23 protein-coding genes are annotated in these 24,043 nt (G+C 63.0%); 7 read left to right on the forward strand and 16 right to left on the reverse strand.

The features are described 5' to 3' along the window. Positions 1-5 precede the first annotated feature (5 nt). From ACQ4WR_RS24580 to leuS, 9 genes are all read right to left on the reverse strand, one after another. Positions 6-2,177: an HDOD domain-containing protein gene (locus tag ACQ4WR_RS24580; protein WP_436490494.1), complete on the reverse strand. Its 2,172-nt coding sequence runs from the start codon at positions 2,175-2,177 to the stop codon at positions 6-8. A gap of 203 nt (positions 2,178-2,380) precedes the next feature. Beyond that, complete coding sequence (locus ACQ4WR_RS24585; RefSeq protein ID WP_436490496.1) at positions 2,381-3,661, reverse strand: multidrug effflux MFS transporter; 1,281 nt, start codon at positions 3,659-3,661, stop codon at positions 2,381-2,383. Positions 3,662-3,735: 74 nt separating this feature from the next. After that, entirely contained in the window at positions 3,736-4,941 is a 1,206-nt protein-coding gene (locus ACQ4WR_RS24590) for a THUMP domain-containing class I SAM-dependent RNA methyltransferase (protein ID WP_374755238.1), read from the reverse strand. Between the two features lie 396 nt (positions 4,942-5,337). Continuing rightward, positions 5,338-5,955 carry a 2-hydroxychromene-2-carboxylate isomerase gene (locus tag ACQ4WR_RS24595; RefSeq protein ID WP_102294130.1) on the reverse strand — a complete coding sequence of 206 codons (618 nt, stop codon included), beginning with the start codon at positions 5,953-5,955 and terminating at the stop codon, positions 5,338-5,340. Between the two features lie 9 nt (positions 5,956-5,964). Next, positions 5,965-6,402, reverse strand: a complete 438-nt coding sequence (locus tag ACQ4WR_RS24600) for a CopD family protein (protein ID WP_102294129.1) — start codon at positions 6,400-6,402, stop codon at positions 5,965-5,967. A 67-nt stretch (positions 6,403-6,469) separates the two neighbouring features. Further along, the gene (locus ACQ4WR_RS24605) at positions 6,470-7,741 is read right to left on the reverse strand and encodes a glutamate-5-semialdehyde dehydrogenase (RefSeq protein ID WP_436490500.1); all 1,272 of its coding nucleotides are present in this window, start codon (positions 7,739-7,741) and stop codon (positions 6,470-6,472) included. Between the two features lie 17 nt (positions 7,742-7,758). Next, the gene (gene holA, locus ACQ4WR_RS24610; RefSeq protein ID WP_102294127.1) at positions 7,759-8,775 is read right to left on the reverse strand and encodes a DNA polymerase III subunit delta; all 1,017 of its coding nucleotides are present in this window, start codon (positions 8,773-8,775) and stop codon (positions 7,759-7,761) included. 10 nt (positions 8,776-8,785) lie between these two features. Then, positions 8,786-9,400, reverse strand: a complete 615-nt coding sequence (locus ACQ4WR_RS24615) for an LPS-assembly lipoprotein LptE (RefSeq protein WP_102294126.1) — start codon at positions 9,398-9,400, stop codon at positions 8,786-8,788. A 2-nt stretch (positions 9,401-9,402) separates the two neighbouring features. Beyond that, a complete protein-coding gene (gene leuS / locus ACQ4WR_RS24620; RefSeq protein ID WP_436490502.1) occupies positions 9,403-12,042 on the reverse strand; it encodes a leucine--tRNA ligase in 2,640 nt (879 codons plus the stop codon). Positions 12,043-12,215: 173 nt separating this feature from the next. Between leuS and ACQ4WR_RS24625 the strand changes: the two genes are divergently transcribed. After that, positions 12,216-12,980: an AraC family transcriptional regulator gene (locus tag ACQ4WR_RS24625; RefSeq protein WP_436490504.1), complete on the forward strand. Its 765-nt coding sequence runs from the start codon at positions 12,216-12,218 to the stop codon at positions 12,978-12,980. A gap of 80 nt (positions 12,981-13,060) precedes the next feature. Next, positions 13,061-13,426 carry a VOC family protein gene (locus ACQ4WR_RS24630; RefSeq protein ID WP_436490506.1) on the forward strand — a complete coding sequence of 122 codons (366 nt, stop codon included), beginning with the start codon at positions 13,061-13,063 and terminating at the stop codon, positions 13,424-13,426. Here the strand turns inward: ACQ4WR_RS24630 and ACQ4WR_RS24635 are convergent. Continuing rightward, positions 13,423-14,319, reverse strand: a complete 897-nt coding sequence (locus ACQ4WR_RS24635; protein ID WP_180979371.1) for a LysR substrate-binding domain-containing protein — start codon at positions 14,317-14,319, stop codon at positions 13,423-13,425. The genes ACQ4WR_RS24630 and ACQ4WR_RS24635 overlap by 4 nt on opposite strands. Positions 14,320-14,480: 161 nt before the next feature. Between ACQ4WR_RS24635 and ACQ4WR_RS24640 the strand changes: the two genes are divergently transcribed. Together ACQ4WR_RS24640 and ACQ4WR_RS24645 are read left to right on the forward strand one after the other, a co-directional pair. Further along, positions 14,481-15,659 (forward strand): acyl-CoA dehydrogenase, encoded by a 1,179-nt coding sequence (locus tag ACQ4WR_RS24640; RefSeq protein ID WP_035822683.1) that lies wholly within the window; start codon positions 14,481-14,483, stop codon positions 15,657-15,659. Next, complete coding sequence (locus tag ACQ4WR_RS24645) at positions 15,659-16,906, forward strand: CaiB/BaiF CoA transferase family protein (protein ID WP_436490509.1); 1,248 nt, start codon at positions 15,659-15,661, stop codon at positions 16,904-16,906. The genes ACQ4WR_RS24640 and ACQ4WR_RS24645 overlap by 1 nt, the downstream gene beginning before the upstream one ends. 100 nt (positions 16,907-17,006) lie before the next feature. Here ACQ4WR_RS24645 and ACQ4WR_RS24650 read toward each other — a convergent pair whose 3' ends face one another. From ACQ4WR_RS24650 to ACQ4WR_RS24660, 3 genes are read right to left on the reverse strand one after another with little or no spacing between them, the layout of a single operon-like run. Beyond that, positions 17,007-17,333 carry a barstar family protein gene (locus ACQ4WR_RS24650; RefSeq protein ID WP_436490511.1) on the reverse strand — a complete coding sequence of 109 codons (327 nt, stop codon included), beginning with the start codon at positions 17,331-17,333 and terminating at the stop codon, positions 17,007-17,009. Between the two features lie 8 nt (positions 17,334-17,341). Further along, entirely contained in the window at positions 17,342-18,151 is an 810-nt protein-coding gene (gene dapB / locus ACQ4WR_RS24655; protein WP_436490513.1) for a 4-hydroxy-tetrahydrodipicolinate reductase, read from the reverse strand. Positions 18,152-18,170: 19 nt separating this feature from the next. Further along, positions 18,171-18,818 (reverse strand): outer membrane protein assembly factor BamE, encoded by a 648-nt coding sequence (locus tag ACQ4WR_RS24660; protein WP_436490645.1) that lies wholly within the window; start codon positions 18,816-18,818, stop codon positions 18,171-18,173. A 195-nt stretch (positions 18,819-19,013) separates the two neighbouring features. Here ACQ4WR_RS24660 and fur point away from each other — a divergent pair, with 195 nt between their 5' ends. Beyond that, positions 19,014-19,445, forward strand: coding sequence for a ferric iron uptake transcriptional regulator (gene fur, locus ACQ4WR_RS24665; protein WP_071075246.1), 432 nt, complete (start codon positions 19,014-19,016; stop codon positions 19,443-19,445). A 71-nt stretch (positions 19,446-19,516) separates the two neighbouring features. On the opposite strand, the gene hrcA is transcribed toward fur, so the two are convergent. Continuing rightward, complete coding sequence (gene hrcA, locus ACQ4WR_RS24670; protein WP_102294118.1) at positions 19,517-20,533, reverse strand: heat-inducible transcriptional repressor HrcA; 1,017 nt, start codon at positions 20,531-20,533, stop codon at positions 19,517-19,519. Positions 20,534-20,636: 103 nt separating this feature from the next. After that, entirely contained in the window at positions 20,637-21,362 is a 726-nt protein-coding gene (locus tag ACQ4WR_RS24675) for an HAD family hydrolase (protein ID WP_180979370.1), read from the reverse strand. A gap of 247 nt (positions 21,363-21,609) precedes the next feature. On the opposite strand from ACQ4WR_RS24675, the gene ACQ4WR_RS24680 reads away from it, so the two are divergent. Together ACQ4WR_RS24680 and ACQ4WR_RS24685 are read left to right on the forward strand one after the other, a co-directional pair. Beyond that, the gene (locus ACQ4WR_RS24680) at positions 21,610-22,215 is read left to right on the forward strand and encodes a hypothetical protein (protein ID WP_102294116.1); all 606 of its coding nucleotides are present in this window, start codon (positions 21,610-21,612) and stop codon (positions 22,213-22,215) included. Positions 22,216-22,253: 38 nt separating this feature from the next. After that, complete coding sequence (locus tag ACQ4WR_RS24685) at positions 22,254-22,844, forward strand: hypothetical protein (protein ID WP_436490516.1); 591 nt, start codon at positions 22,254-22,256, stop codon at positions 22,842-22,844. A gap of 190 nt (positions 22,845-23,034) precedes the next feature. Here ACQ4WR_RS24685 and mmsB read toward each other — a convergent pair whose 3' ends face one another. Continuing rightward, complete coding sequence (mmsB, locus tag ACQ4WR_RS24690) at positions 23,035-24,018, reverse strand: 3-hydroxyisobutyrate dehydrogenase (RefSeq protein WP_436490518.1); 984 nt, start codon at positions 24,016-24,018, stop codon at positions 23,035-23,037. Positions 24,019-24,043: the final 25 nt, after the last annotated feature.

The raw sequence follows: 24,043 nt of genomic DNA on the forward strand, positions 1-24,043 counted from the left end.
GGACGTTACGAAGACAGGGCGGTATTACCGAGCGCGGGCACGGCGGCGGAACTGGCGGCGCCAGACTGCGGCGCGGGGACGGGCAGCAGGATCTCGAACGCGGTGCCGGCCTTGCTGCTGCGGCAGCCGATCACGCCATGCAGGCGCGTGACCAGGTCATGCACGATGGACAGGCCCAGGCCATGATGCGCGCCCGCCTTGCTGCTGCGTACGGGCGAGAACAGATTAGCCAGCACCTCGGGCGCCAGACCGGCGCCATTGTCGCTGACGCACAGTTCCAGGTACAGGCGCCGGTCGCGGTTCACATGGCCACAGTTCGTCACTTCGATGCGGCCGCCCTCGGGCAAGGCTTCGACGGCATTTTTCAGCAGGTTGAGCAAGATTTGCTTGAGCATGTCGGCATCGGCTTCCACCTCGCTGGGCGCATCCTGCATGCGCACGACCACCTCGATCTTCGATGGCAGGAAGTCGGTGGCGCGGAACAGGCGCAGCACATCGTCGGCCACGCGCGCGCAATCGGTGACGCCGCTGGCGGCCACCGGCTGCAGGTCGGCCAGGCCGTTGATCAACTGGCCAACCCGGTCGATCTCCTCGTTCAGGATAGCCATCTCGCCCACCACAGGTTCCTGCTTTTCCAGCTTGTGATCGAGCACGCTAAGATAGTTCTTGATGATGGACAGCGGATTGTTCACTTCATGCACCACGCGGCGCGACGCTTCGCGGTACTCCTCGGCCACGTGGTCGAGCTGGCGCCGCGCCAGGCCGCGCGCGTTAATCGCCGTTTCCAGCGCACCGGCGGCCTGGTTGCCGAACGCGCGCAGGAATCCTTCGCGCTTCTGGCAGGCGGGAATCTGCCACGCCGCCACGCCGCCGATCAGCACGCCCAGGCTGCGCTGGCCGGCCACCAGGGGCAGGCAGACCAGGCTGTCGGTGCCGAGGATGCGGAACAGCTGCTCCTCGACGATGCCCAGCGCCGGCATATCGCGTTTCAAGAAGGCCGGCTTGCACTCCAGCGCGGACGCGGCCAGCGGCCCGCCCTTGGCCAGCGGCACGGCAAAGCCGGCCAGGCGCTGCTGCTGTTCGCCCGCCGCCACGCCCACCAGCGCGTGTCCGGTGGGGTTTTGCAGCAGGATGACGGTGGTCTCGAAATCGAACAGGATGCGCGCCGAGCGCGTGATGGCTTCAAGCAGGCTGGTCTCGCCCTGCTGGCGGGCGAAGGTCTGCCCCACTTCGGACACGAGGACCATATTGCGCACGTCTTCCGACAGGCGCTGCTGCACCGGATCGACAGGCGGCGGCGCCGACGCGGGCGGCGTGGCGATATCGTCGGCGCCGGCCAGGTCGATGCCCAGATGCTGCGCGGCCTGCTCCACCTGGCGTGCGACGCTGCCGACCAGGGTGTCCAGTACCTCTTCGTCGAGCGCGCACAGGCGCGCCGCCTGCGTGATCGACTCGGCCTGGTCGGCATCGCCGCCGTGGCAGCACAGCAGATGCGCCAGGCGCACGATGCGGATCAAGGGGTGGCTCGCTTCCAGGCGCGCCAGCGGTTCATGGTGATACAGCACGCTGTCGGCCAGGAAGGAATCGAGCTGCCAGCGTTCGATCAGCCAGGCGCCCGCTTCGGCATGCGTGATCTGCAAGGTGCGCTGCTCCACCGCGCACAGGGCGGCGTCATCGCGCGCCGTGAAGTTGAAGGCATATTCTTTCGGCGCCGTGGCCAGCAGGGCCAGGCGCCCGACATTGTGCAGCAGCCCCGCCAGATAGGCTTCCTCGGCATGCGGGTAGGCCATGGCCTTGGCCAGCGCGCGCGCCATGACGGCGGCCGACAGCGAACTTTTCCAGAAGGCGCGCAGGTCGGTGCTGCCGGAATGGGGAAAGCTGTTAAAGGTCTGGAATACGGATTCGCTGATGACCAGGGTCTTGATCATGTCCGTGCCCAGCGACACGAGCGACTGCTCCAGGCTGACGACCTTGCCGTGGCGGTGATACGCCGAGCTGTTGGCCACGCCGAGGATTTTGCTGGTCATGCCGGCATCCTTGGCGATCAGGGCGGCCAGCTCCGGCATGCCGGCATCGTCGGCTTGCAGGTGGGCGATCAGCTTGATGAGGATCTGCGGCATGGCCGGCAGACGGGCAATCAGCAGGCGATTGCGAATATCTTGATCAGATTGATGCATCGTATCAGGCATTGCCGGTTCGAAAAGGAAGCGCGCTCAGCAGCGAAGCGCGGCCACGTTCAGAGGAATCCTCCACTCCTGTAACCAAAAAATAAACTGCCTGAGAGGATGCCGGGAAAGAAGTCATCTTATCATAAGCGCCGGATATTACTTGCAATATAGAAAATTAAGTTGAAATAAATCCAGCGTTCTGCAGTGGAAACTTATGCCTTCAGGGAACCTAGCAAACGGTGGCGGAAGCGCCGGGAAATCAGCCACAGGGCCAGCGCCAGCGCTGTAAATGCCAGCTGGCCCGACGCCAGCCACAGCACGGAGCCGGACAGCAGCGGCGAGATCACGCCGGCGACCACGGCGCCCAGCAAGGTGCTGGCAAACGACTGGCAGGAAGCGACCGTGCCGCGGATGTGCGGGAACAGGTCCAGCGCCAGCAGGGTCGCGCCCGGCCCCACCAGCGACATGCCGAAGGTATAGAAGAACAGCGGCAGCACCGACCATGGCAACGATGGCGGCAGGAACAGGTGATACACGACATTGACGCTGGCGGCGCACAGCAGGAAGGTAAAGCCGATGCCGATCTGGCGCGCGAACGTGACCTTGCCGGCGATGCGGTTGGCCGCCAGGGCCCCCATGAAAATCCCGCTCACGCAAGGGATGAACAGCCAGGCGAACTGCGACGGCCCCAGGTTCAGCTGCTTGGGCAGCATTTCCGGCGCGGCCGTGATGAACAGGAACAGGCCCGCGAAATTGAGCGCGACGATACCGGCCTTGATGTGGAACAGGGGCGAGCGCAGGATCTGGCCGTAGCTCGACGCCAGGAAGCGGGGGTTGAACGGCTGGCGCTTTTCCACCGGCAGGGTCTCGGGCAGGCGCCAGTAGCAGAACGCCAGCAGCACCACCGTGTAGAAAGCCAGGAACAGGAAGATCGAGCGCCAGTCGAACCAGATGACGATCCAGCCGCCAAGAATCGGCGCCACGGCCGGGGCGATGGAAAATATCATCGTCACCAGCGACAGCAGGCGCGCCGCCGCCGCATCCGCGTACAGGTCGCGGATGATGGCGCGGCTGATCACCACGCCGGCGCCGGCCGAGACGCCCTGCATGATGCGGAAGAACCACAGGTAGTGCACGGTGTGCGCCGAGGCGCAGCCCAGCGAGCCGATGGCAAACATCAGCAGGGAAACGAGGATGACGTTGCGCCGGCCGAAGGTATCCGAGATGGCGCCATGCCACAGTACCATGCCGGCGAAAGCCAGCATGTAGAACGTCAGCGACTGCTGCACTTCCAGCGGCGAGGCCTGCAGCGAACCCTGGATGGCGCCAAACGCGGGCAGGTAGGTGTCGATCGACAAGGGCCCCAGCATCGACAGGCCGGCCAGCATCATCGCCAGCGCACCGCGACTGAGCGGTGCCATGTGGCTTGGCGGCGGAGGCGGAACGGGAGTGACCGGGTCGGGCGGCACGTCGGCCGGAGGGGTGGGAAACATGGCGGATCCAAAGTGGCGCGCGGACCGGCATTGGTCCGCGCGCGGGGTTACTGCGGGTATCTTGCGGTGAACGCTTACTGCTGTGGTTTCGGCTTTGCCTCTTCACGGCGGTTGTATCCCGCCACCATATCGAAGCGGAACAGACGGCATTCCAGCGCGCCGTTGAAGAATGGCGTCTTGCGCGCTTCCTTCAGACGCAGCAGCTTGGGCAGGCCCAGGTCGGCCGTGAAGAGAAACACGGTCCAGCCGGCGAAGCGCTGCTTCAGGGTGGTGCCCATGGCCGAGTAGAAGGAAGTCGACAATTCGTCTTCCGGAATGGTGCTGTCGCCGCGCACGCCGATACGCTCGCCGTACGGCGGGTTGGTCAGCATGATGCCCGGCACGTCGCTTGGCGGCTTGACTTCCTGCGCCTCGATCTGCTTGAGCGGCACCTCGAAGCGCACGCCGGCGCAGCGCAGGTTGTGGCGCGTCATGGCCACCATGTCGCCCGAGATATCGCTGCCGAAGATCGTCGGTTCGGCTGGCAGCGGATTGGCCTTGATGGCGTTCTTCATGGCGTTCCACGGCGCCGGATCGAAGTCGTGGAAGTTTTCAAACGCGAACTGGCGCGACGCGCCCGGCGGAATGCCCTGCAGCATCTGCGCCGCTTCGGCCAGGATGGTGCCGGAACCGCACATCGGGTCAAACAGCACCATGCCCGGCTTCCAGCCCGACACGCGCAGCAGGCCGGCGGCCAGGTTTTCGCGCAGCGGCGCGTCACCCGTCTCTTCGCGCCAGCCGCGCTTGAACAGGGCTTCGCCCGAGGTGTCGAGGTAGACGGTAAACGTGTGCGCGTCGAGGAAGCCGACGATGCGCATGTCCGGCGTCTTGGTGTTGACCGATGGACGCTCGTTGAACTGGTCGCGGAAGCGGTCGCAGATCGCATCCTTGATCTTCAAGGTCGTGAATTCCAGGCTGCGCAGCGGCGACTTGACGGCCGTGACGTCGACGCGGATCGTGTGGTGTACGCCGAACCAGTCTTCCCATGGCTGCGCCAGGGTCAGGTCATAAATGTCGTTTTCCGTCTTGTAGCCGGAATGGGCCATGCGCATCAGCACGCGCGACGCGATGCGCGAATGCAGGTTGATGCGGTAGGAATCGAGCAGGTCGCCCGAGCAGTGTACGCCGCCCGGCACCTGGTTGTGGACCTTCATGGTCGCACTATCCTGGGCGATCTCGCCCAGTTCCTCGGCCAGCGCCGCTTCCATGCCGCGCGGGCATGGGCAAAAATATGAAGCCATAATTAGGATACCTTTTATCCGTTGTAGTGAACACCCGCAGGCACCTGCTGCGCGGTACGGCGCTCGCCCGGCGATGCTCGCCGTACCTTCGTACGGCTGCGCTTCTCGGACCAGCGGCGATCCGCTCGCGACGGTGCCTGAGGGTGTCGTTACTTTTACTGCATTAAAAAAACCACTTTGCTAATACTGCTTTTAACTTGCTGCCTCGCCAGCCGACATGTGCCGCTGACTGTACTTGTCGGATTACGCGCGGCCTTGCCCCGCTAATCCGACCTATATCTTCAACACCTCGCGACAAAACCGCACCTGTCCGTAGGTCGGCTTAGCCCGCCAGGGCGTAAGCCGACATGGGCTGGCGACTGAGCTTGTCGGATTACGCGCGAGCGCTAATCCGACCTACAACTTCTCCAGCGCGCGCTCGACGAAATCGAGGCGGTCCTGGCCCCAATACCCTTCGCCATCGACGATGTACCACGGCGAACCGAAGACGGATGCGGCGGTGGCAGCTTCCGTGTTGGCGTCGTATTCCGCCTGCACGCTGGCCGTCTCCGACGTCTTCAGCAACTGGCGGCCTTCGAAGCCTGTATCGAGGGCGATCTGCACCAAGGTTTCTTCGTCGCCGATATTGCGTTCTTCAGCCCACAGGCCGCGCATGATGGCGTGCGCCAGCTTCAGCGAGGCGTCCACGCCATGCGCCAGGCGCGTGGCGATTATCAGCTTGGCTGCCGCTTCCGGCGACACGGGAAAGAACTTCGGCTGCACATTCAGGGGCACTTGCAAAAAGGCCGACCAGCGCGCCAGTTCGGCCAGGCGATACGCCTGGCGCTGCGGCGCGCGCTTGGCCAGCGGCAGGCCGCCCGAGACGCTGAAGACCTTGCCCAGGTCGAAGGGACGCACGTCGATCTGCGCGCCCGTCTTCGCGGCGATGGCCATCAGGCGCGCGTGGCCCAGGTAGGTCCACGGCGAGTGGGGCGCGAAGAAATACTGCACGACTTTATTCTGGCTGGCACTCATCTCGTTTCCTTAGAAAGGCTTGACCACGACCAGCACGACGACGACCAGCAGCATCAGCACCGGCACCTCGTTAAACCAGCGGAACCACTTGTGGCTACGCTTGTTGAGGCCTTTTTCAAACTTGCGCAGGATGGAACCGCAGGCATGGTGATAGCCCAGCAGCAGCACGACGAAGGTCAGCTTGGCGTGCATCCAGCCCGGCATCTTCACGCGGCCTTCGCCCCCCCCGTACAGCATCCACATCAGGGCCAGTCCCAGCACCATCGCCGGCAGCGCCAGCAGGGACATGAAGCGGTACAGCTTGCGCGCCATCAGCAGCAGGCGTTCCGTGGCCACCGTTTCCGTCTCCATCGCCAGGTTCACGAAGATGCGCGGCAAATAGAACAGGCCGGCGAACCACGATATGACGAAGATGATGTGGAAGGCTTTAGTCCAGAGAAAGAGCATGGGGTTCCCAGTGTCAGAGATATCGAAGAAGGAAAACGGGCAGCCTCGCTGGCCACCCGCCAAAGGATTACTTGCGCACTTCACCGTGGCCAAAGACCACGTACTTGAGCGACGTCAGGCCTTCCAGTCCCACGGGGCCGCGCGCATGCAGCTTGTCGTTCGAGATGCCGATTTCAGCGCCCAGGCCATACTCAAAACCATCGGCGAAACGCGTCGAGGCGTTCACCATCACGGAGGCCGAATCGACTTCGCGCAGGAAGCGCAGCGCGTCGGTGTAGTCTTCCGTGATGATCGATTCCGTATGCTTGGACGAATACTGGTTGATGTGGTCCATCGCTTCGTCGATGCCGTCGACGACTTTCACCGACAAAATCGCCGCCAGGTATTCGGTGGACCAGTCTTCCTCGGTGGCCGGCACCAGGTGCGGGTAGGCAGCGGCGGCCAGGATGGCATGGCTTTCCGGATCGGCGCGCAGTTCCACCTGCTTGGTCAAATACAGTTCGGCCAGCTGCGGCAGCACGGTGGCGGCGACGGCGCGCGACACCAGCAGGGTTTCCATGGTGTTGCAGGTGCCGTAGCGGTGGCACTTGGCATTGAAGCCGATGTCGATCGCCTTCTTGATGTCGGCCTTGGCATCGATGTAGACGTGGCAGATGCCGTCCAGGTGCTTGATCATCGGCACGGTGGCTTCGTTCATCAGGCGCGCGATCAGCCCCTTGCCGCCGCGCGGCACGATGACGTCGACGAATTGCGGCATGGTGATCAGGGCGCCGACGGCGGCGCGGTCGGTGGTGTCGATCACTTGCACGGCATCGGCGGGCAGGCCGGCGCCCTGCAAGCCTTCTGCCACCAGTTTGGCCAGCGCGCGGTTGCAATGGATCGCTTCCGAGCCGCCGCGCAGAATCGTCGCGTTGCCGCTCTTGATGCACAGGCCGGCCGCGTCCACCGTCACGTTCGGGCGCGCTTCATAGATGATGCCGATGACGCCCAGCGGCACGCGCATCTGGCCCACCTGGATGCCCGTCGGGCGAAATTTCATGTTCGAGATCTCGCCGATCGGATCGGCCAGCGAGACGATCTGCGTCAAGCCTTCGACCATGGTGGCAATGGCCGCATCGGACAGGGTCAGGCGGTCGAGCATGGCCGGCGCCAGGCCGGCGGCGGCTGCCGCGTCCAGGTCGCGCTGGTTGGCCGCGCGCAGCAGCTCCGCATCGCGCACGATGGCGGCGGCGATCAGGGTCAAGGCGCGGTTGCGCGTGGCGCTGTCGGCACGCGCCATGGCGCGCGAAGCGGCGCGCGCGCGCGTGCCCACGTCTTGCATATAGTCGGTGATATCCATGCTCGTATCCATAAAAGTTAACCCCTGGCGATCTTCAGGCCCAGCTGCAGCATGGCATCCCAGGCGTCGCCCGCGTAGCCCTTGGCGCGCAAGCCCTTGATCATCTTGTCCACCTGCGCCGCCTGCTGCAGCGCCGCTTCCAGCACGGGCAGCGAGATGCGCCGCAGGGCCGGTTCCATCATGCGCTCGCGCGGCCCCCAGATGCGGTACTCCTTCAGCAGCGCGCCCAGCGGGCGCCCTTGCGCCATGCCGGCCTTCAATTTTAACAGCGTGCGGATTTCCTCGGAGACGGCCCACAGGACCAGCGGCAGCGCCTCGCCCTCGCCCTTCAGGCCTTCGAGCATGCGCACCAGCCGCGCCGGGTCGCCCGCCAGCATGGCTTCGGACAATTTGAAGACATCGTAACGGGCCACGTTCAGCACCGCGTCCTGCACTTGTTCGTACGTCAGCTTGCCCGCCGCATGCAGCAAGCCCAGTTTCTGGATTTCCTGGTGCGCCGCCAGCAAATTGCCTTCCACCCGCTCGGCGATGAAGTCGATGCTGGCCCGTTCGGCGCTTTGCCCCTGCGCCGACAGGCGCTGGGCGATCCAGGCGGGCAGCTGCGCCCGCTCCACGTTGGGGATCTCGATATACACGGCCGCCTGCTGCAGGCTGGCGACCCAGGCCGCTTTTTGCGTGGCCCAGTCCAGCTTGGGCAGGGTGATCAGGGTCAGGTTGTCGGGACTGAGATTTTTCGCGTAGCTTTGCAGCGCCGCGCCGCCATCCTTGCCCGGCTTGCCGGTGGGGATGCGCAACTCGATCAGCTTTTTATCGCCGAACAGCGACAGCTCCTGGTTCGCCGCCAGCAGTTCGCCCCATTTGAAGCTACGCTCCACCGTCAGCACGTCGCGCTCGGAATAGCCTTGCGCGCGCGCGGCGCGGCGGATCTTGTCGGCCGCTTCCAGCGCCAGCAAGTGCTCGTCGCTGGTGATCACATACAGCTGCGCCAGCGGCTTGGCCACATGCCCATCGAGCGCGTCTATCCGCAATTGCATGGCGTCCCCGTTACTGCTGCGGGACGGGGACGGCCGGCGTCACGGGCGTCACGGGCTTCACAGGCGCCACCGACATGGCCGGCAGTACCGGCTTGATGGCCGCCAGGCGGCGCATGATCTGCTGCACCATATCGTTGCGCATGTCGCGGTACAGCTGCGCCGCTTCCGTTTCCTTCGCCAGCACCTGCGACTCGTTGAAAGTGATCGGACGCACCAGGCTGATGACCGTCGGCCCCAGCAGCTGATTGCCGTTTTTATCGAGGACGCGGAAATTGATGGCGTAGCCGAGCTGGTATTCGCTCACGCGGCCATTGCTGTTCAGCGACAGGATGGTCTTGGTACGGTTCCTCTCCGGATCGCTGAGCACTTCCAGGACGGCGTCCGCGCCATCCTTGGTGTCGACCACTTCCGTGCTGCCGATGGCGCGGATGTAGCGTTTCAGGTCGATCGCCAGCGGCGACGTGTCGGGCAAGCCGATGTACATCGTCGCGAACGGCAGCATGAAACTGCCGTTCGAGCCGCGCAAGTGAAAGCCGCAGGCCGACAGCAGCATGGTCAGGGAAATGGCCAGCATGGCGCGCCAGGCGCGCCCGCGAAACAGCGAAACGGAAGAGGAAGTCGTCATGATTACACCACGATGCTGATTAACTTGCCTGGCACGACGATGATCTTCTTCGGCGTGGTCTCGACATACTTCTGCACACTTTCGCATGCCAGCGCGGCCGCTTCGATGCTGGCCTTGTCCGCATCCTTGGCCACCGTGATCGAGCCGCGCAGCTTGCCGTTCACCTGGATCATCATCTCGATCTCGGACTGCTCCAGCGCTTGCGGGTCGACTTGCGGCCATGCCACGTTGAGCAGGTCGCCGTGCACGCCAGCGTAACCGAGTTCTTCCCACAAGACGTGGGTGATATGCGGCGCGACAGGGTTGAGCAGGCGCAGGAAGATGGAGAAGCCTTCGGCGATCAGCGCCTTCGACTGCGCACTGTCGTCCAGCTTGGCCGATTCCAGCGTGTTGAGCATCTTCATGCAGGCCGACACCACGGTGTTGTACTGGATGCGCTTCAAGTCGTAATCGGCCTGCTGCAGCAGCTTGTGCAATTCGCGGCGCAGGTTTTTCTGCGCGTCGCCCGTGGCAGGAGCGGCGCCGCCAGCCAGTGCGGATTGAATCGTGGCCGACTGCGCGTAGCCGAAGTTCCATACGCGGCGCAGGAAGCGGTTCGCGCCTTCGACGCCGCTGCCCGACCATTCCAGCGTCTGTTCCGGCGGCGAAGCGAACATGGTGAACAGACGGGCCGTGTCGGCGCCATATTGTTCGATCTGCGCTTGCGGGTCGATGCCGTTGTTCTTCGACTTCGACATTTTTTCCGTGCCGCCGATTTCCACCGGCTGGCCGTCGGCCACCAGGATCGCGGACTGCGGACGGCCCTTGTCATCGAGGGACAGGCGCACGTCGTCCGGGTTGAACCAGGTGGTCTTGCCCGCCGCGTCCTTGCGGAAGTAGGTTTCGTTCAGCACCATGCCCTGCGTCAGCAGGTTGACGAATGGCTCGTCGAACTTGACCAGGCCGAAGTCGCGCATGATCTTGGTCCAGAAGCGCGCGTAAAGCAAGTGCATGACGGCGTGCTCGATGCCGCCGATGTACTGGTCCATCGGCATCCAGTAATCGTTGCGCGCGTCGACCATGGCATCGTTCGAGCCTGGCGAGGTATAGCGCATGTAGTACCACGACGAATCGACGAAGGTATCCATGGTGTCCGTCTCGCGGCGCGCCGGCTTGCCGCACTGCGGGCAGTCGCACTGCAGGAAGGCTTCGTATTTGTTCAGCGGGTTGCCCGTGCCGTCCGGCACGCAGTCTTCCGGCAGCACCACCGGCAAGTCTTTTTCCGGCACCGGCACCACGCCGCAATCGGCGCAATGGATCATCGGGATCGGCGTACCCCAGTAGCGCTGGCGCGAAATGCCCCAGTCGCGCAGGCGGAACGTGGTTTTCTTTTCGCCCAGGCCCAGTTCGGCCAGGTCGGCAGCCACCGCATCGACGGCGGAGGCGAAATGCAGGCCGTCGTACTTGCCCGAAGCGATGCACACGCCATCCTTGCTGCCATACGATTCCTGCCATGCATCGGTCGAAAATTCCTGGCCTTTTACCTCGATCACTTGCTTGATCGGCAGATTGTATTTCTTGGCAAAGCCGAAATCGCGTTCGTCGTGCGCCGGCACGCCCATCACGGCGCCGTCGCCGTAGGTGATCAAGACGTAGTTGCCGACCCACACTTCCACTTGCGCGCCCGTCAGCGGATGGGTGACGAACAGGCCGGTCGGCATGCCCTTCTTCTCCATCGTGGCCATGTCCGCTTCGATCACGGAACCGAGCTTGCATTCGGCGTTGAAGGCGGCCAGCGCAGGATTCGTTTGCGCGGCGTGTATCGCCAGCGGGTGCTCGGCGGCCACGGCGCAGAAGGTCACGCCCATGACGGTGTCAGGACGGGTGGTAAACACATACAGCTTGCCGTCGCCGATCAGGGCGCCGCTGGCGTCCGCGATGGTGTGCGGGAAGGCGAAGCGCACGCCCGTCGACTTGCCGATCCAGTTGGTCTGCATGGTGCGCACGCGCTCGGGCCAGCCGGGCAGCTTGTCGTCCACGTAGGCCAGCAATTCTTCCGCGTAATCGGTGATGCGCGCGTAGTACATGGGGATTTCGCGCTTTTCGATCAGCGCGCCCGAACGCCAGCCCTTGCCATCGACCACTTGTTCGTTGGCCAGCACGGTCTGGTCGATCGGGTCCCAGTTCACGGTACCGGTCTTCTTGTAGATGATGCCTTTTTCCAGCATCTTGAGGAACATCCACTGGTTCCACTTGTAGTATTCGGGCTTGCAGGCGGTCATTTCGCGCGACCAGTCGATGGCCAGGCCCATCGATTCCATCTGCTGCTTCATGTGGGCGATGTTCGAATACGTCCATTGCGCGGGCGGCACGTTGTTGGCCATGGCCGCATTTTCCGCCGGCATGCCGAACGCATCCCAGCCCATCGGCATGAGCACGTTGTAGCCGTTCATGCGCAGGTAGCGGTACATCACATCATTGATCGTATAGTTGCGTACGTGACCCATGTGCAGCTTGCCCGATGGGTAAGGCAGCATCGAGCAAGCAAAATACTTGCCTTTGGGGAAACGTGGGTCGTGTTCGACGGCTTTATAGGCGTCGATCGCCTTCCAGTGCGATTGGGCGGCTTGTTCGACGTCGGCGGGACTATATTTATCTTGCATAATGGATGTGCGACCAGCGTGGCCCGGCCAATAGTGGATATGAACCGAGCATTATACTGGTTGTCGCCGCCCGATAGCGCGGCGCGCTGGCGGCCCGGGCCGGCATATTTTTGCAGGCGCACAATTATGCTGTGTAAGATATACGCAATCTTATTCTTTCATCCAAGCCGGCCATGATCGTCTACCAGGAAGTCGCCCCCATCCCCGCCCTGCGGCCCTGGCTGGACTGTGTCTGGACCTGCCGTGTGCGCACGGGCGCCACGCCTTTCACGCACCGGGTCTTGCCGGACAATTGCATCGATATTTTGTGCCAGGACCAGCAGGACGCCAGCTTTGCCGTCGGCATGATGACGGCGCCGATCACGGTCGTCAGCCAGGGCCTGGTGCAGACGGTGGCGGCCCGCTTCAAGCCGGGCGCGGCGGCGCATTTCTTCCAGTTGCCCCTGTGTGAGCTCAACGATGGCCGCACGGCATTAGATCAGCTGTGGGGCCGCGAACTGGCCGCGCGCCTGGGCGACGCGCTGTGGAGCGATCCCCTGCCCGATGCGCAGCGCGTGGCGATCCTGCAAGATTATCTGCTGCGGCGCCTGTGCGCCGGACCGCCGCTGCGCGCACCCGGCGTGGCCCAGCACGCCATCGCGGCCATCGAAGGCGCGCACGGCCAGGTGCGCGTGGAAGGCCTGGCCCGGCGCCTGGGCGTGTCGCGCCAGACCTTGGCGCTGCAATTTCGCCAGCAGGTCGGCATCAGCCCCAAGCTGTTCGCCCGCATCTGCCGCTTCCGCGCCGCCAGCCAGGGCTTGCAAGGCTGGCCGGGACAGCCGGACTGGGCGCAAGTGGCCTTGCAATATGGCTATTTCGACCAGTCTCACCTGATCCACGACTTCCAGGATTTCGCCCACAGCCCGCCCGATGCCTGGCTGGCGGGCAAACAAGGTTGACACCATCTTCCATTTTTACAATCGCGCGGCGCGCAGCGCTGGCATGATGACGGCATTCTTCACATAATCAGGAGCACAACATGATCAAGGGTTTGCGTACCGTCACCTATCCCGTCCCCGACCTCGGCCAGGCCAAGGCCTGGTACAGCCAGGTATTCAATACGGCGCCGTATTTCGACCAGCCGTTTTATGTCGGTTTTAATATCGGCGGCTTCGAGCTGGGCTTGCTGCCAGACGGCCAGCCCGGCACGCAGGGCAGCGTGACATACTGGGGCGTGGAAGGCATCGAGCAGGAAGTCGAACGCATCGTCGCGCTGGGCGCCACCGTGCACCACCCGATCACGGACGTGGGCGAAGGCATCCGCACGGTGGAGTTGCTCGACCCCTACGGCAACCAGATCGGCCTGATCGACAATCCCCATTTCGACGCGGGCAAGGTGCTTTAGGCTGCCGCGCCTTGCAGCCACTGCCGGAACTGCTGCAAGGCCGTCTTTTCATGCGCCGCCTCGGGCGTGATCAGGTAATACGCCCGCTGGCCACGCAGTGGGCGCTCGCACACGATGCGTAATTCGCCGCGCGCCAGTTCCGCTTCCACCAGCATGCGCGGCAGCAAGACCGCACCTTGCCCCTGCACGGCCGCCATGGCCAGCATGGAAAACAGTTCATAGCGGGCGCCATAGCGCGCTGACTCGCCCTCGACCTGCATGGCGTCGAACCACTGGCGCCAGGCACCGGGCCGCGTGCTCTGCTGCAGCAAGGTCAATTCCAGTAAATCCTGCGGCTGCCAGTCGGTGCGCGCCGCCAGCACGCGGGGGCTGGCGACGGGCACGATCTCCTCATGCATGAGCAAAGTGGCGCGCGTGCCGGGCCAGCGCGCCAGCTGCTCGGGCGTGCCCGCATACAGGGCGCCGTCGTATTCCGTATCGGCAAACATGAATGGTTTGGTATAGGCGTCGATATGCACGACGATGTCCGGTTGTTCGCTGGCAAAACTGGCCAGGCGCGGCATCAGCCAGCGCGTGGCAAACGTGGGCACGGAGGCCAGCTGCAAGGTGCCGCCGCCGCCCTGGCGCGCCATGGTGTCGAGCGTGTCGCGCTCCAGGCCATCGAGGCGGGCGGCGATCTGGCGCGCATACGCGGCGCCTGCCGTGGTCAGCAGCACGCCGTGGCGCGTGCGCTGGAACAATTGCACGCCGAGAAAACTTTCCAGTGATGAAATCTGCCGCGAGACGGCGCTTTGCGTCAGCGCCAGTTCGCGCGCCGCATGCGTGTAGCTCTGGTGGCGGGCAGCGGCCTCGAAGCAGTTCAATGCCTGCAGCATGGGGATCTTGCGTGTCATCGGTACACCGGCGAAGGGAGAAAGCTGCCAGTATGCCGCAAGATATGCACAGTACGCATATCTGGTTGCGAATAAATCGTTTGCGCAAGGCTAGGCAAAAACCTACCATGAGCCATATTCAATCTTGCGCCGATCACCGGCGCTCACCTGCGAGGCCTGTGATGAGCAAAACCGTATTCGACTGGAATTCCCCCCTGCTGCTGGAAGAACAACTGACGGGCGACGAACGCGCCGTGCTGGAAGCGGCGCGCGACTATTGCCAGGGCAGCCTGGTGCCGCGCGTGCTCGAATCGTTCCGCCATGGCCGCACGGACGCCGCCATCTTCCGCGAAATGGGCGAGCTAGGCTTGCTGGGCACGACGATACCTGAAGAATACGGCGGCGCCGGCCTGAACTACGTCTGCTACGGCCTGGCAGCACGCGAAGTCGAGCGCGTCGATTCGGGCTACCGCTCGATGATGAGCGTGCAATCATCGTTGGTGATGGTGCCGATCAACGCCTTCGGCAACGAAGAAACCAAGCAGAAATACCTGCCGAAACTGGCGACGGGCGAATTCATCGGCTGCTTCGGCCTGACGGAACCGAACCACGGCTCCGACCCTGGCAGCATGGTCACGCGCGCCCGCAAGGTGCCGGGCGGCTACAGCCTGTCCGGCGCCAAGATGTGGATCACCAACAGCCCCATCGCCGACGTGTTTGTCGTCTGGGCCAAGGACGATGAAGGCGCGATCCGCGGCTTCGTGCTGGAAAAAGGCTGGAAAGGCCTGTCGGCGCCGGAAATCCACGGCAAGGTCGGCTTGCGCACCAGCATCACCGGTGAAATCGTCATGGATGAAGTATTTTGCCCGGAAGAAAACGCCTTCCCCGACGTGCGCGGCCTGAAAGGCCCGTTCACCTGCCTGAACAGCGCCCGCTACGGCATCGCCTGGGGCGCGCTGGGCGCGGCAGAAGACTGCTACCTGAAGGCGCGCCAGTACACGATGGATCGCCAGCAATTCGGCCGCCCATTGGCAGCGAACCAGCTGGTGCAAAAGAAACTGGCCGACATGCTGACGGAAATCACCATGGGCTTGCAAGGCTGCTTGCGCCTGGGCCGCATGAAAGATGAAGGCTCGCCCGCCGTGGAAATCACCTCGATCATGAAACGCAACAGCTGCGGCAAGGCGCTCGACATCGCCCGCGTGGCGCGCGACATGATGGGTGGCAACGGTATTTCCGACGAGTTCGGCGTTATCCGCCACCTGGTCAACCTGGAAGTGGTCAATACCTATGAAGGCACGCACGACGTGCACGCGCTGATCATCGGCCGCGCCATCACCGGCATCGCCGCCTTCAACTAATGGACGCCTTGGCTTCCACCTTGCGGCCCGCGCCGCTGACCGGCTTGCGCGTGCTCGATCTGTCGCGCGTGCTGGCCGGCCCGTGGGCCGGGCAAATGCTGGCCGACCTGGGCGCCGACGTGGTCAAGGTTGAACAGCCGGGCCGCGGCGACGACACGCGTTCGTGGGGTCCGCCGTATCTGAAGGACGAGGACGGCCGCGACACGGCAGAAGCGGCCTACTTCCAGTGCGCCAACCGCAACAAGCGCTCCCTGTGCATCGACCTGGCCGCGCCGGAAGGCCAGGCGCTGGTGCGCCGGCTGGCGGCCGAATCGGACGTGCTGCTGGAAAATTTCAAATTGGGTGGCTTGAAGCAATACGGCCTCGACGCGGCCAGCTTGCTGGAGCTGAACCCGCGCCTCGTGTACTGCTCGATTACGGGCTTCGGCCAGGACGGGCCGTACGCGGCGCGCGCCGGCTATGACTTCCTGATCCAGGGCATGGGCGGCCTGATGAGCATCACGGGCGTGCCCGATGGCCAGCCGGGCGCCGGGCCGCAAAAAGTGGGCGTGGCGCAGACGGACATCCTGACGGGCCTGTACGCCACCATCGCCGTGCAGGCGGCGCTGGCCGAACGGGAACGCTCGGGCCTGGGCCAGCATATCGACCTGGCACTGCTCGACGTGCAGGTGGCGGCGCTGGGCAACCAGGCGGCCAATTACCTGTGCGGCGGCAAAGTGCCGCAACGCATGGGCAATGCGCACCCGAACATCGTGCCCTACCAGGACTTCCCGACGGCCGATGGCGACATGATTTTGGCGATCGGCAATGACGGGCAGTTTTCCCGCTTCTGCGCCGTCGCCGGGTACCCGGAATGGGCACAGGATGAACGTTTCGCCACCAATCCGCAGCGCGTGGCGCACCGGGCAATATTAATCCCCTTGATGCGCCAGACCACGGTCATGCGCACGACGGCCGAGTGGATCAGCGCCTTCGAGGCGCAAGCCGTGCCGTGCGGCCCCGTCAACCGCATCGACCAGGTGTTTGCCGATCCGCAAGTGGTGGCGCGTGGCTTGAAAGTGGACATGCCGCATCCGACGGCGGGCACGGTGGCGCTGGTGGCCAATCCCGTGCGTCTGTCGGCCTCGCCAGTGCAATACCGCTTGCCGCCACCGTTGCTGGGGCAGCATACGGACGAGGTGTTGCAGCAGTGGCTGGGATTGGAGAGCGGGGAGATTGACGGCTTGCGTGAGCGCAAGGTGGTGTAAAGATTGATAGGAAAAACGTAGGTCGGATTAGCGCTTGCGCGTAATCCGACTTGCACAGCCAACAATGTGTCGGATTACGCGGCGCTGCCGCTAATCCGACCTACTTCAGCAGCAGCTTCAACGCCGGCTTTTCGCCATAATCCTCATAGCGCTCATTGATGCCGGCAATGCAGAAGGTCATTTCTTCCAGCACATCCGGCACCTGCGCCTTCATGCTTTCCGCATCCTGCACCACGATCTCCAGCACTTCGTTCGGCTTCAGGCGGAACTGCGTCATGTTTTCATCATCGCGCAGGTAGCTGAGGCAATCGACCCAGGCATCCATGCTGTTGCCGTAAAACGCGGGAAAACCGAAGGCTTGCACGCATTGCGCGTGAAAACTGGCGTCGTCGGTGATGTCTTTTCCATTCAGGATGGCAGTGGGCATGGTCTTCCTCAGTTCTTCAGCGACAGCACATCCTGCATGTCGAACAGGCCGGCAGGCTTGTCGGCCAGGAAACGCGCGGCGCGCAGGGCGCCGTGGGCGTAGGTGACGCGGCTGCTGGACTTGTGGCTGATCTCGATGCGCTCGCCGATGCCGGCAAACAGCACCGTATGGTCGCCCACGATATCGCCGCCACGGATGGTCGCAAAGCCGATGGTCGACGGATCGCGTTCGCCCGTCACGCCTTCGCGGCCATACACGGCGCATTCCTTCAGGTCGCGGCCCAGGGCGCCAGCCACCACTTCGCCCATTTGCAGGGCCGTGCCCGATGGGGCATCAACCTTGTGGCGGTGGTGCGCTTCGATGATTTCAATGTCGTAGCCTTCGGACAGGCTTTTCGCGGCCAGTTCCAGCAGTTTCATGGTGACATTCACGCCCACGCTCATGTTCGGCGCGAACATGATGGCGGTCTTTTCGGCGGCGGCGGCAATCGCGGCCTTGCCCGCGTCATCGAAACCGGTGGTGCCGATGATCATCTTGATGCCGTGCTCGGCGCAGTACGCCAGGTGCTGCAAGGTGCCTTCGGGACGCGTGAAGTCGATCAGGTAATCGGCGCCGGCCAGGCCGGTGGCCAGGTCGGACTCGATCAGCACGCCGGCAGGCTTGCCGAGGAAAGCGGCGGCATCCTGGCCGACGGACGGCGCACCGGCGCGGTCGAGGGCGCCGGCCAGCACGGCGTCGGGGGCATTGCTGACGGCTTCGATCAGAATATGGCCCATGCGGCCGCTGGCGCCAGCGATGGCAATTTTCAGTTCAGTCATTTTATTCTCTTGCAACAACTTATTTGGTGGGTTCGACAGCAGGTGCAGGCTCGGCGGCAGGTGCAGGCTCGGCGGCAGGCGCCGGGGCTGGTGCCGGCTCAGGCTTGCTCACCGGAACGGCAGGCGTGGCTTCGGCCGGCACCGGCACGGCGCTAGGCGCCACGGGCGATGGCACGACGGCGGCGGGCGCCTCGGCCTTGGCAACTTTCGCGAACGGCGACGGACCGGCGATGCGGTCGATGTATTCTTTCTCGGTTGGCAAGTTGCCGCCTTCGAAGCGCTCCACTTTGCCTTCTTTGTCGAAGTACACGACGACGCGGCTGCTGGTGGTTTCGCCGTTGCCGCGGGCCAGGCGGAATGGATAATCCCAGCGGTCGGCATGGAAGATATCGGTCAGCAGCGCGGTGCCGAGGATGAAACGGACCTGGTCGCGCGTCATGCCGACTTTCAACTGGGCCAGCATCTCTTCGGAGATAAAGTTGCCTTGTTGAATGTCAGGGCGATACGGCGAGAAAAACCACATGAATTTCTGCAGCGGCGTCACCGTGGTGGTCTGCGCACCTTTTTCTGGCACGACTTCCGTGCCCTCTTTCTGGGTGATGGCCGGCTTTTCGCCGAGGATGCCACGGCTGGCACAGCCGGAGAAAGCCAGCGCGACACAGACCATGCCTGCCACGACTGGGGCTCGAAATGAAAGACGCTGCCAGAGAGATGGCAATACAGCCGGTGTTACGCGCATAAATGACCTCAATTTGATGAACAAAACGCCAGGAGTGACCGGCCCGCCAAAAAATGCATATTTTGGCACTCCCCGCTAAAACGCTATATGATAAAGCACCTGACCCACATACGAGCAACAAACATGAGTAACAATCCTAGTGATCTCAAGGCAAGCGGCCTGAAAGCCACCCTGCCACGGCTGAAGATACTCGATATCTTCCAGAGTAGCCCGGTACGCCACCTGACAGCGGAAGACGTGTACAAAATTCTGCTGGCCGACAATATGGATGTCGGTTTGGCAACTGTCTACCGTGTCCTGACGCAATTCGAACAAGCCGGCTTGCTTAACCGCAACCATTTTGAAACCGGCAAGGCGATTTTCGAACTCAATGAAGGTTCCCACCATGACCATCTGGTGTGCCTCGATTGTGGCCGGGTCGAAGAGTTCTTCGACGAAGACATCGAAATCCGCCAGCAAAAAGTAGCGGAAGAGCGCGGCTTCAAGATCGCCGAACACGCGCTGGCCATTTATGGCAACTGCATCAAGACGGCTTGCCCGCACAAAACCGCCTGATGCATGCCGGCCGTTTCCACCAGGGAACGGCTGGCATGGTCTTCAAAACCATCCATCCGCCGCTGCAGCGCCTAGTGCTGGCTGAGCGCGTTGGACAATAGTTTTGCCGTGATATCGACAATCGGAATGACGCGCTCGTAGGCCATGCGCGTCGGTCCGATCACTCCCAGGGTGCCCACGATCTTGCCGTTGACTTCATACGGCGCCGTCACCACGCTCATTTCATCCATCGGCACCAGGTTCGATTCGCCGCCGATGAAAATCTGCACGCCCGTCGCCTTGCTCGACACGTCGAGCAGCTGCATCAGTCCCGTCTTTTGCTCGAACATGTCGAACATCTGGCGCAGCGAACTCATGTTTGATGACAAATCGCTCACGCTAAGCAGGTTGCGTTCGCCTGAAATCACCATGTCGTCGCTGTGGTCGGCCATCGCTTCGCTGCCCGCTTCCACGGCCGCCTGCATCAGGCTGCCCATGTCGTCGCGCAACTGGCGCAGCTCGCCCTGCAGGCGCACGCGCACGGCGTCGAACGACAGGCCGCCATAATTCTGGTTGATGTAGTTGGCCGATTGCACCAGTTGCGCGGGCGTGTAGTCCGCTTCCGTCAGCAATAAACGGTTCTGCACGTCGCCGCCAGGGGCGACGATGACCAGCAGGATGCGCTTTTCCGACAGGCGCAGAAATTCAATTTGCTGGAACACGGATTCGCGGCGCGGGCTGAGCACGACGCCGGCAAATTGCGACAGCGATGACAGCATCTGCGCCGCATTGGCGATGGTGCGCTGCGGCTGCGGCGTCTGCAGGCGCATGCGCGACTCCACCATATGCTCGTCCAGATGCTTGACGGTGAGCAAGGTGTCGACAAAGATGCGGTAGCCGCGCGGCGTGGGGATGCGTCCTGCCGAGGTATGCGGGCTGGCCACGTAGCCGAGTTCTTCCAGGTCGGCCATGATGTTGCGGATCGTGGCCGGCGACAGGTCGAGGCCGGAAATTTTCGACAGGGCGCGCGAACCAACCGGCAGGCCGTCGGCGATATAGCGCTCGACCAGGGCTTTCAGCAGGGTTTGGGCACGGGTATCGAGTTGCATGGTGTGTAGAGTTAAGCCAGTATTCTGTTAAGCAAGCGGCAACGAAAGTGGCCAAGCGTGCGTCAACTGCTTCTATTATGCACGTTCGACCGGCCCACGGCGATCAATCTTCCAGTTGCTGCCGCAGCCAGAGCAGCAATTCATCAAAGTTGGCGCAGATGGCGTCGGGCTGCACGCCGGCCGCCAGGTGGGCATCGCTGCCCTTGCGGTTCATCCAGACGGCGCGCATGCCGGCCCCTTGCGCTCCCGTCACGTCAAAATACAAATCATCGCCCACATACACGGCCTCGCTCGGCGCCACGTCCAGCGCGGCGCATGCGGCCAGGAAGATGCTGGCATCGGGCTTGGCGACGCCGAAATCGCTGGCGGCGATGGAGACTTTAAAATGCTGCGCCAGGCCGATGATGTCAAGATCCGCATTGCCATTCGAGATGGAACCGACCAGCATGCGCTGGCCCATCCAGGCCAGGCCGGGCAACACGTCGTCAAAGGGCTGCACGCGGTTGCGCGCGGCCAGGAACTGGGCAATGGCCTGGTCCACCAGCGCCGTGTCCTCGCCCGCCGCCTCGAAGGCGGACAGCAGGCCGGCGCGGCGCAATTCGATCAGGTTGCCATGGTAATGCGGCTGCGCATTGAGCATGGCCAGGCGATGCTGGCGCAACACCTCGATGGAAAACTGCTGCGCCACCTTGGGCGCGTGCGTGGCCAGCCAGTCGTGCAGCAAGGTTTCGGCGGCGGCGATCACGGGCGCGATGGGCCACAGAGTATCGTCGAGGTCGAACAGGATGGCCTTGGGCGGCACGGCGGTATTGACAGGAGCAAGAGACATGGCTGATTCACAAAAGAGTGCCACGGCAAGGCGCGCGGCGGAAGGCTATTGTCGCACTGATCATCGCCGCCGACATGGCGGCTCGCTAGCAAAATGGTGCCAGGCCAGCGCTTCTCAAGGAAAATTTGTTACACGGAGATACAAGGCAAGATCAATCGGCATGCCAGATAGACTAAAATAGGCGCCATTCCAATGCGGCGCCAGCGTCCGTGTTGCGCTACCCTACCTAATTCGTTTTGGAGAATGTATGAAAAATTTGTACCTGCGCTCGATGCTGGCGGTGGCTTGCGCCGCCACACTGGCAGCCTGCGGCGGCAGCGGCGGCAATCTGTACCTGGGCGGCCAGGTGAGCGGCTTGTTCAAGGATGGCCTGATCCTTCAGAATGGCGACGAGAGCTTGCCGGTCGCATCGGGCGCGTCCAGCTTCTATTTCACCAAGCTGGTCAACACCGATGACCGCTACAACATCACCATCAAGGAACAGCCAAAAGGCGCCGTGTGCGAGATTAACAATGGCAGCGGCAAGGCATCGAGCTACTCCGTCACGACGGCCTATGTCACTTGCAAAACCAACACCTACCCGCTGAGCGGCGCCATCACGGGCCTGACCGGGGAAGGCTTGACCCTGGTGATCGGCAGCAACAGCGCCAGCCCGCTGAAAGGCAGCACCAGCTACACCTTCCCGGCGATCGCTGACGGTGCGCCCTACAATATTTCCATCTTGACCACTCCTGCGGGCCTGACTTGCCGGTTCGCCGGTTCGGCCAGCGCCGATGGCCACGATATCGTGGGCACCATGGGTTCCGCCGCCACGACCGGCGCCACACTGAACTGCACGCCGCAGCAGCAGTAAGCCTTGCTATCCGTCACTACCCCATTTTGGAGAAATACATGAAGTTATCCTGCCTGCGCCCTCTCGGCGCGCTGCTGCTGACCCTGGGACTGGCTGCCTGCGGCGGCAAGGCCTCGTATGATGTCAGCGGTACCATCGTTGGCTTGAACAATAATGGCCTGGTTCTGGCCAATGGCGGCGACACCGTATCGCCTGCCGCCGGTGCCACCAGCTTCACGTTTGCCAAGCGTATCGACTATGGCACCGACTACAACATCACCTTCCAGAAACAGCCGGCCCACATGACATGCACCATCAACGGCGGCTCCGGCTCGGCCGGCCACTACGTGAGCATCGACGCCATCGTGACGTGTGGCCAGAACGCCTATACCCTGGCCGGCACGATTACCGGCCTGACGGCGGACAACCTGGTACTGATTAACGGCAACACGCAAACGCCGATCACCAAGGATAGCAAGACGTTCACCCTGAACGGCACGGTTGCCGATGGCACCAGTTATGGCATCAGCGTGCTCACCCAGCCAACCGGCCTGACTTGCAACGTGGTGCCAGGCACGGGTACCGGCACCATGGGCGAAGCCAACGTCACGACCGTGCAAGTCGTCTGCAATCCAGCCACCAAAAGCTAAGCCAAGCATGGCGCCGGCAGCCGCAGCGCGGCTGCCGGGAAGAGATATCATAAAAATCTATAATTGATATTTCAAAGATAAATTGGAGTTATATGTGGCGATGCAGCATAATGCATCTGTCTCCTCCAACTCTTCCAAGAATTGGATTTAGCCCGCTTTTACCAGCGGGCTTTTTTTTACCCAAAATTTCTCAGGCGGCAGGTTTCTGCAATCCCGGCTGCAGCATCTGCACGATGCTGGAGAAATCCTGCTGCGCATAACCGGCTTGCGCATGCATCTGGTACATCTGGCGCACCAGGCCACCCAAGGGCGTGGGCGCATTTGCCGACAGCGCCGATTGTTGCGCCAGGCCCAGGTCTTTCAGCATCAGCGCCGTGCCGAAGCCGCCGTTGTAGTTGCGCGCAGCAGGCGTGCCGTCCATGACGCCGGGCCACGGGTTGTACACTTCCAGGGTCCAGTTGCGGCCCGAGCTCTTGGCCATGATGTCGGACAACACTTTCGGATCAAGGCCATGCGCCACGCCCAGGTTCAGTGCTTCGGCCGTGCCTGCCATCAAGATTCCCAGCAGCATGTTGTTGCAAATCTTCGCCACCTGGCCCGCCCCCGCCTCACCTGCATGGAAAATATTCTTGCCCATTTTTTCCAGCAATGGCCGCGCCTGCTGCAAGGCCGCTTCGCTCCCACCGACGATGAACGTCAGCGTACCGGCCGCGGCGCCCGCCGTGCCACCCGAAACGGGCGCATCGATCATGGCAAAGCCCCGCTCGCCAGCCGCTTGCGCCACTTGCCGCGCCACATCAGCGGCGATGGTGCTGCAATCGATGAACAGGGCGCCCGGCTTGGCCGAGTCGAGCACGCCGCCGGCCGCCAGGTACAGTTCCTGCACATGCTTGTTGGCAGGAAGCATGGTGATGACGGCGTCGGCCGTCTGCACGGCCGCGCTGGCCGATGCAGCCGCCGTGGCGCCCGCTTCAACTAGCGATGCCACGGCAGCTGGCGCCAGGTCGAAGACGGACACGTGGAAGCCGGCGGCCACCAGGTTGCGGGCCATCGGCGCGCCCATGTTGCCCAGGCCGATAAAAGCGATGTGTTGCATGTATGTCTCCTGTAGCGCTAAAAAAGCCCATGGCGTTGTTGCCTTGCCTCGTCGTACTAGTCGTACTGCCTTCGGCAAGGCGCCTAGCCCTGAGCATTTTTAT

It is taken from the genome of Janthinobacterium amylolyticum (genome assembly GCF_051380655.1).
In the GTDB taxonomy this organism is placed as follows: Bacteria; Pseudomonadota; Gammaproteobacteria; order Burkholderiales; family Burkholderiaceae_D; genus Janthinobacterium.

Coding starts and splice junctions, on each gene's coding strand:
- holA (WP_102294127.1), bottom strand. CDS start 8,775: ATGCAATTGCGGATAGACGCGCTCGATGGGCATGTGGCCAAGCCGCTG.
- leuS (WP_436490502.1), bottom strand. CDS start 12,042: ATGCAAGATAAATATAGTCCCGCCGACGTCGAACAAGCCGCCCAATCG.
- ACQ4WR_RS24595 (WP_102294130.1), bottom strand. CDS start 5,955: ATGAGTGCCAGCCAGAATAAAGTCGTGCAGTATTTCTTCGCGCCCCAC.
- ACQ4WR_RS24640 (WP_035822683.1), top strand. CDS start 14,481: ATGAGCAAAACCGTATTCGACTGGAATTCCCCCCTGCTGCTGGAAGAA.
- ACQ4WR_RS24645 (WP_436490509.1), top strand. CDS start 15,659: ATGGACGCCTTGGCTTCCACCTTGCGGCCCGCGCCGCTGACCGGCTTG.
- ACQ4WR_RS24685 (WP_436490516.1), top strand. CDS start 22,254: ATGAAGTTATCCTGCCTGCGCCCTCTCGGCGCGCTGCTGCTGACCCTG.
- fur (WP_071075246.1), top strand. CDS start 19,014: ATGAGTAACAATCCTAGTGATCTCAAGGCAAGCGGCCTGAAAGCCACC.
- dapB (WP_436490513.1), bottom strand. CDS start 18,151: ATGACTGAACTGAAAATTGCCATCGCTGGCGCCAGCGGCCGCATGGGC.
- ACQ4WR_RS24590 (WP_374755238.1), bottom strand. CDS start 4,941: ATGGCTTCATATTTTTGCCCATGCCCGCGCGGCATGGAAGCGGCGCTG.
- ACQ4WR_RS24600 (WP_102294129.1), bottom strand. CDS start 6,402: ATGCTCTTTCTCTGGACTAAAGCCTTCCACATCATCTTCGTCATATCG.
- ACQ4WR_RS24580 (WP_436490494.1), bottom strand. CDS start 2,177: ATGCATCAATCTGATCAAGATATTCGCAATCGCCTGCTGATTGCCCGT.
- ACQ4WR_RS24585 (WP_436490496.1), bottom strand. CDS start 3,661: ATGTTTCCCACCCCTCCGGCCGACGTGCCGCCCGACCCGGTCACTCCC.
- hrcA (WP_102294118.1), bottom strand. CDS start 20,533: ATGCAACTCGATACCCGTGCCCAAACCCTGCTGAAAGCCCTGGTCGAG.
- ACQ4WR_RS24650 (WP_436490511.1), bottom strand. CDS start 17,333: ATGCCCACTGCCATCCTGAATGGAAAAGACATCACCGACGACGCCAGT.
- ACQ4WR_RS24615 (WP_102294126.1), bottom strand. CDS start 9,400: ATGACGACTTCCTCTTCCGTTTCGCTGTTTCGCGGGCGCGCCTGGCGC.
- ACQ4WR_RS24635 (WP_180979371.1), bottom strand. CDS start 14,319: ATGACACGCAAGATCCCCATGCTGCAGGCATTGAACTGCTTCGAGGCC.
- ACQ4WR_RS24625 (WP_436490504.1), top strand. CDS start 12,216: ATGATCGTCTACCAGGAAGTCGCCCCCATCCCCGCCCTGCGGCCCTGG.
- ACQ4WR_RS24630 (WP_436490506.1), top strand. CDS start 13,061: ATGATCAAGGGTTTGCGTACCGTCACCTATCCCGTCCCCGACCTCGGC.
- ACQ4WR_RS24660 (WP_436490645.1), bottom strand. CDS start 18,818: ATGGTCTGTGTCGCGCTGGCTTTCTCCGGCTGTGCCAGCCGTGGCATC.
- ACQ4WR_RS24605 (WP_436490500.1), bottom strand. CDS start 7,741: ATGGATATCACCGACTATATGCAAGACGTGGGCACGCGCGCGCGCGCC.
- ACQ4WR_RS24680 (WP_102294116.1), top strand. CDS start 21,610: ATGAAAAATTTGTACCTGCGCTCGATGCTGGCGGTGGCTTGCGCCGCC.
- ACQ4WR_RS24675 (WP_180979370.1), bottom strand. CDS start 21,362: ATGTCTCTTGCTCCTGTCAATACCGCCGTGCCGCCCAAGGCCATCCTG.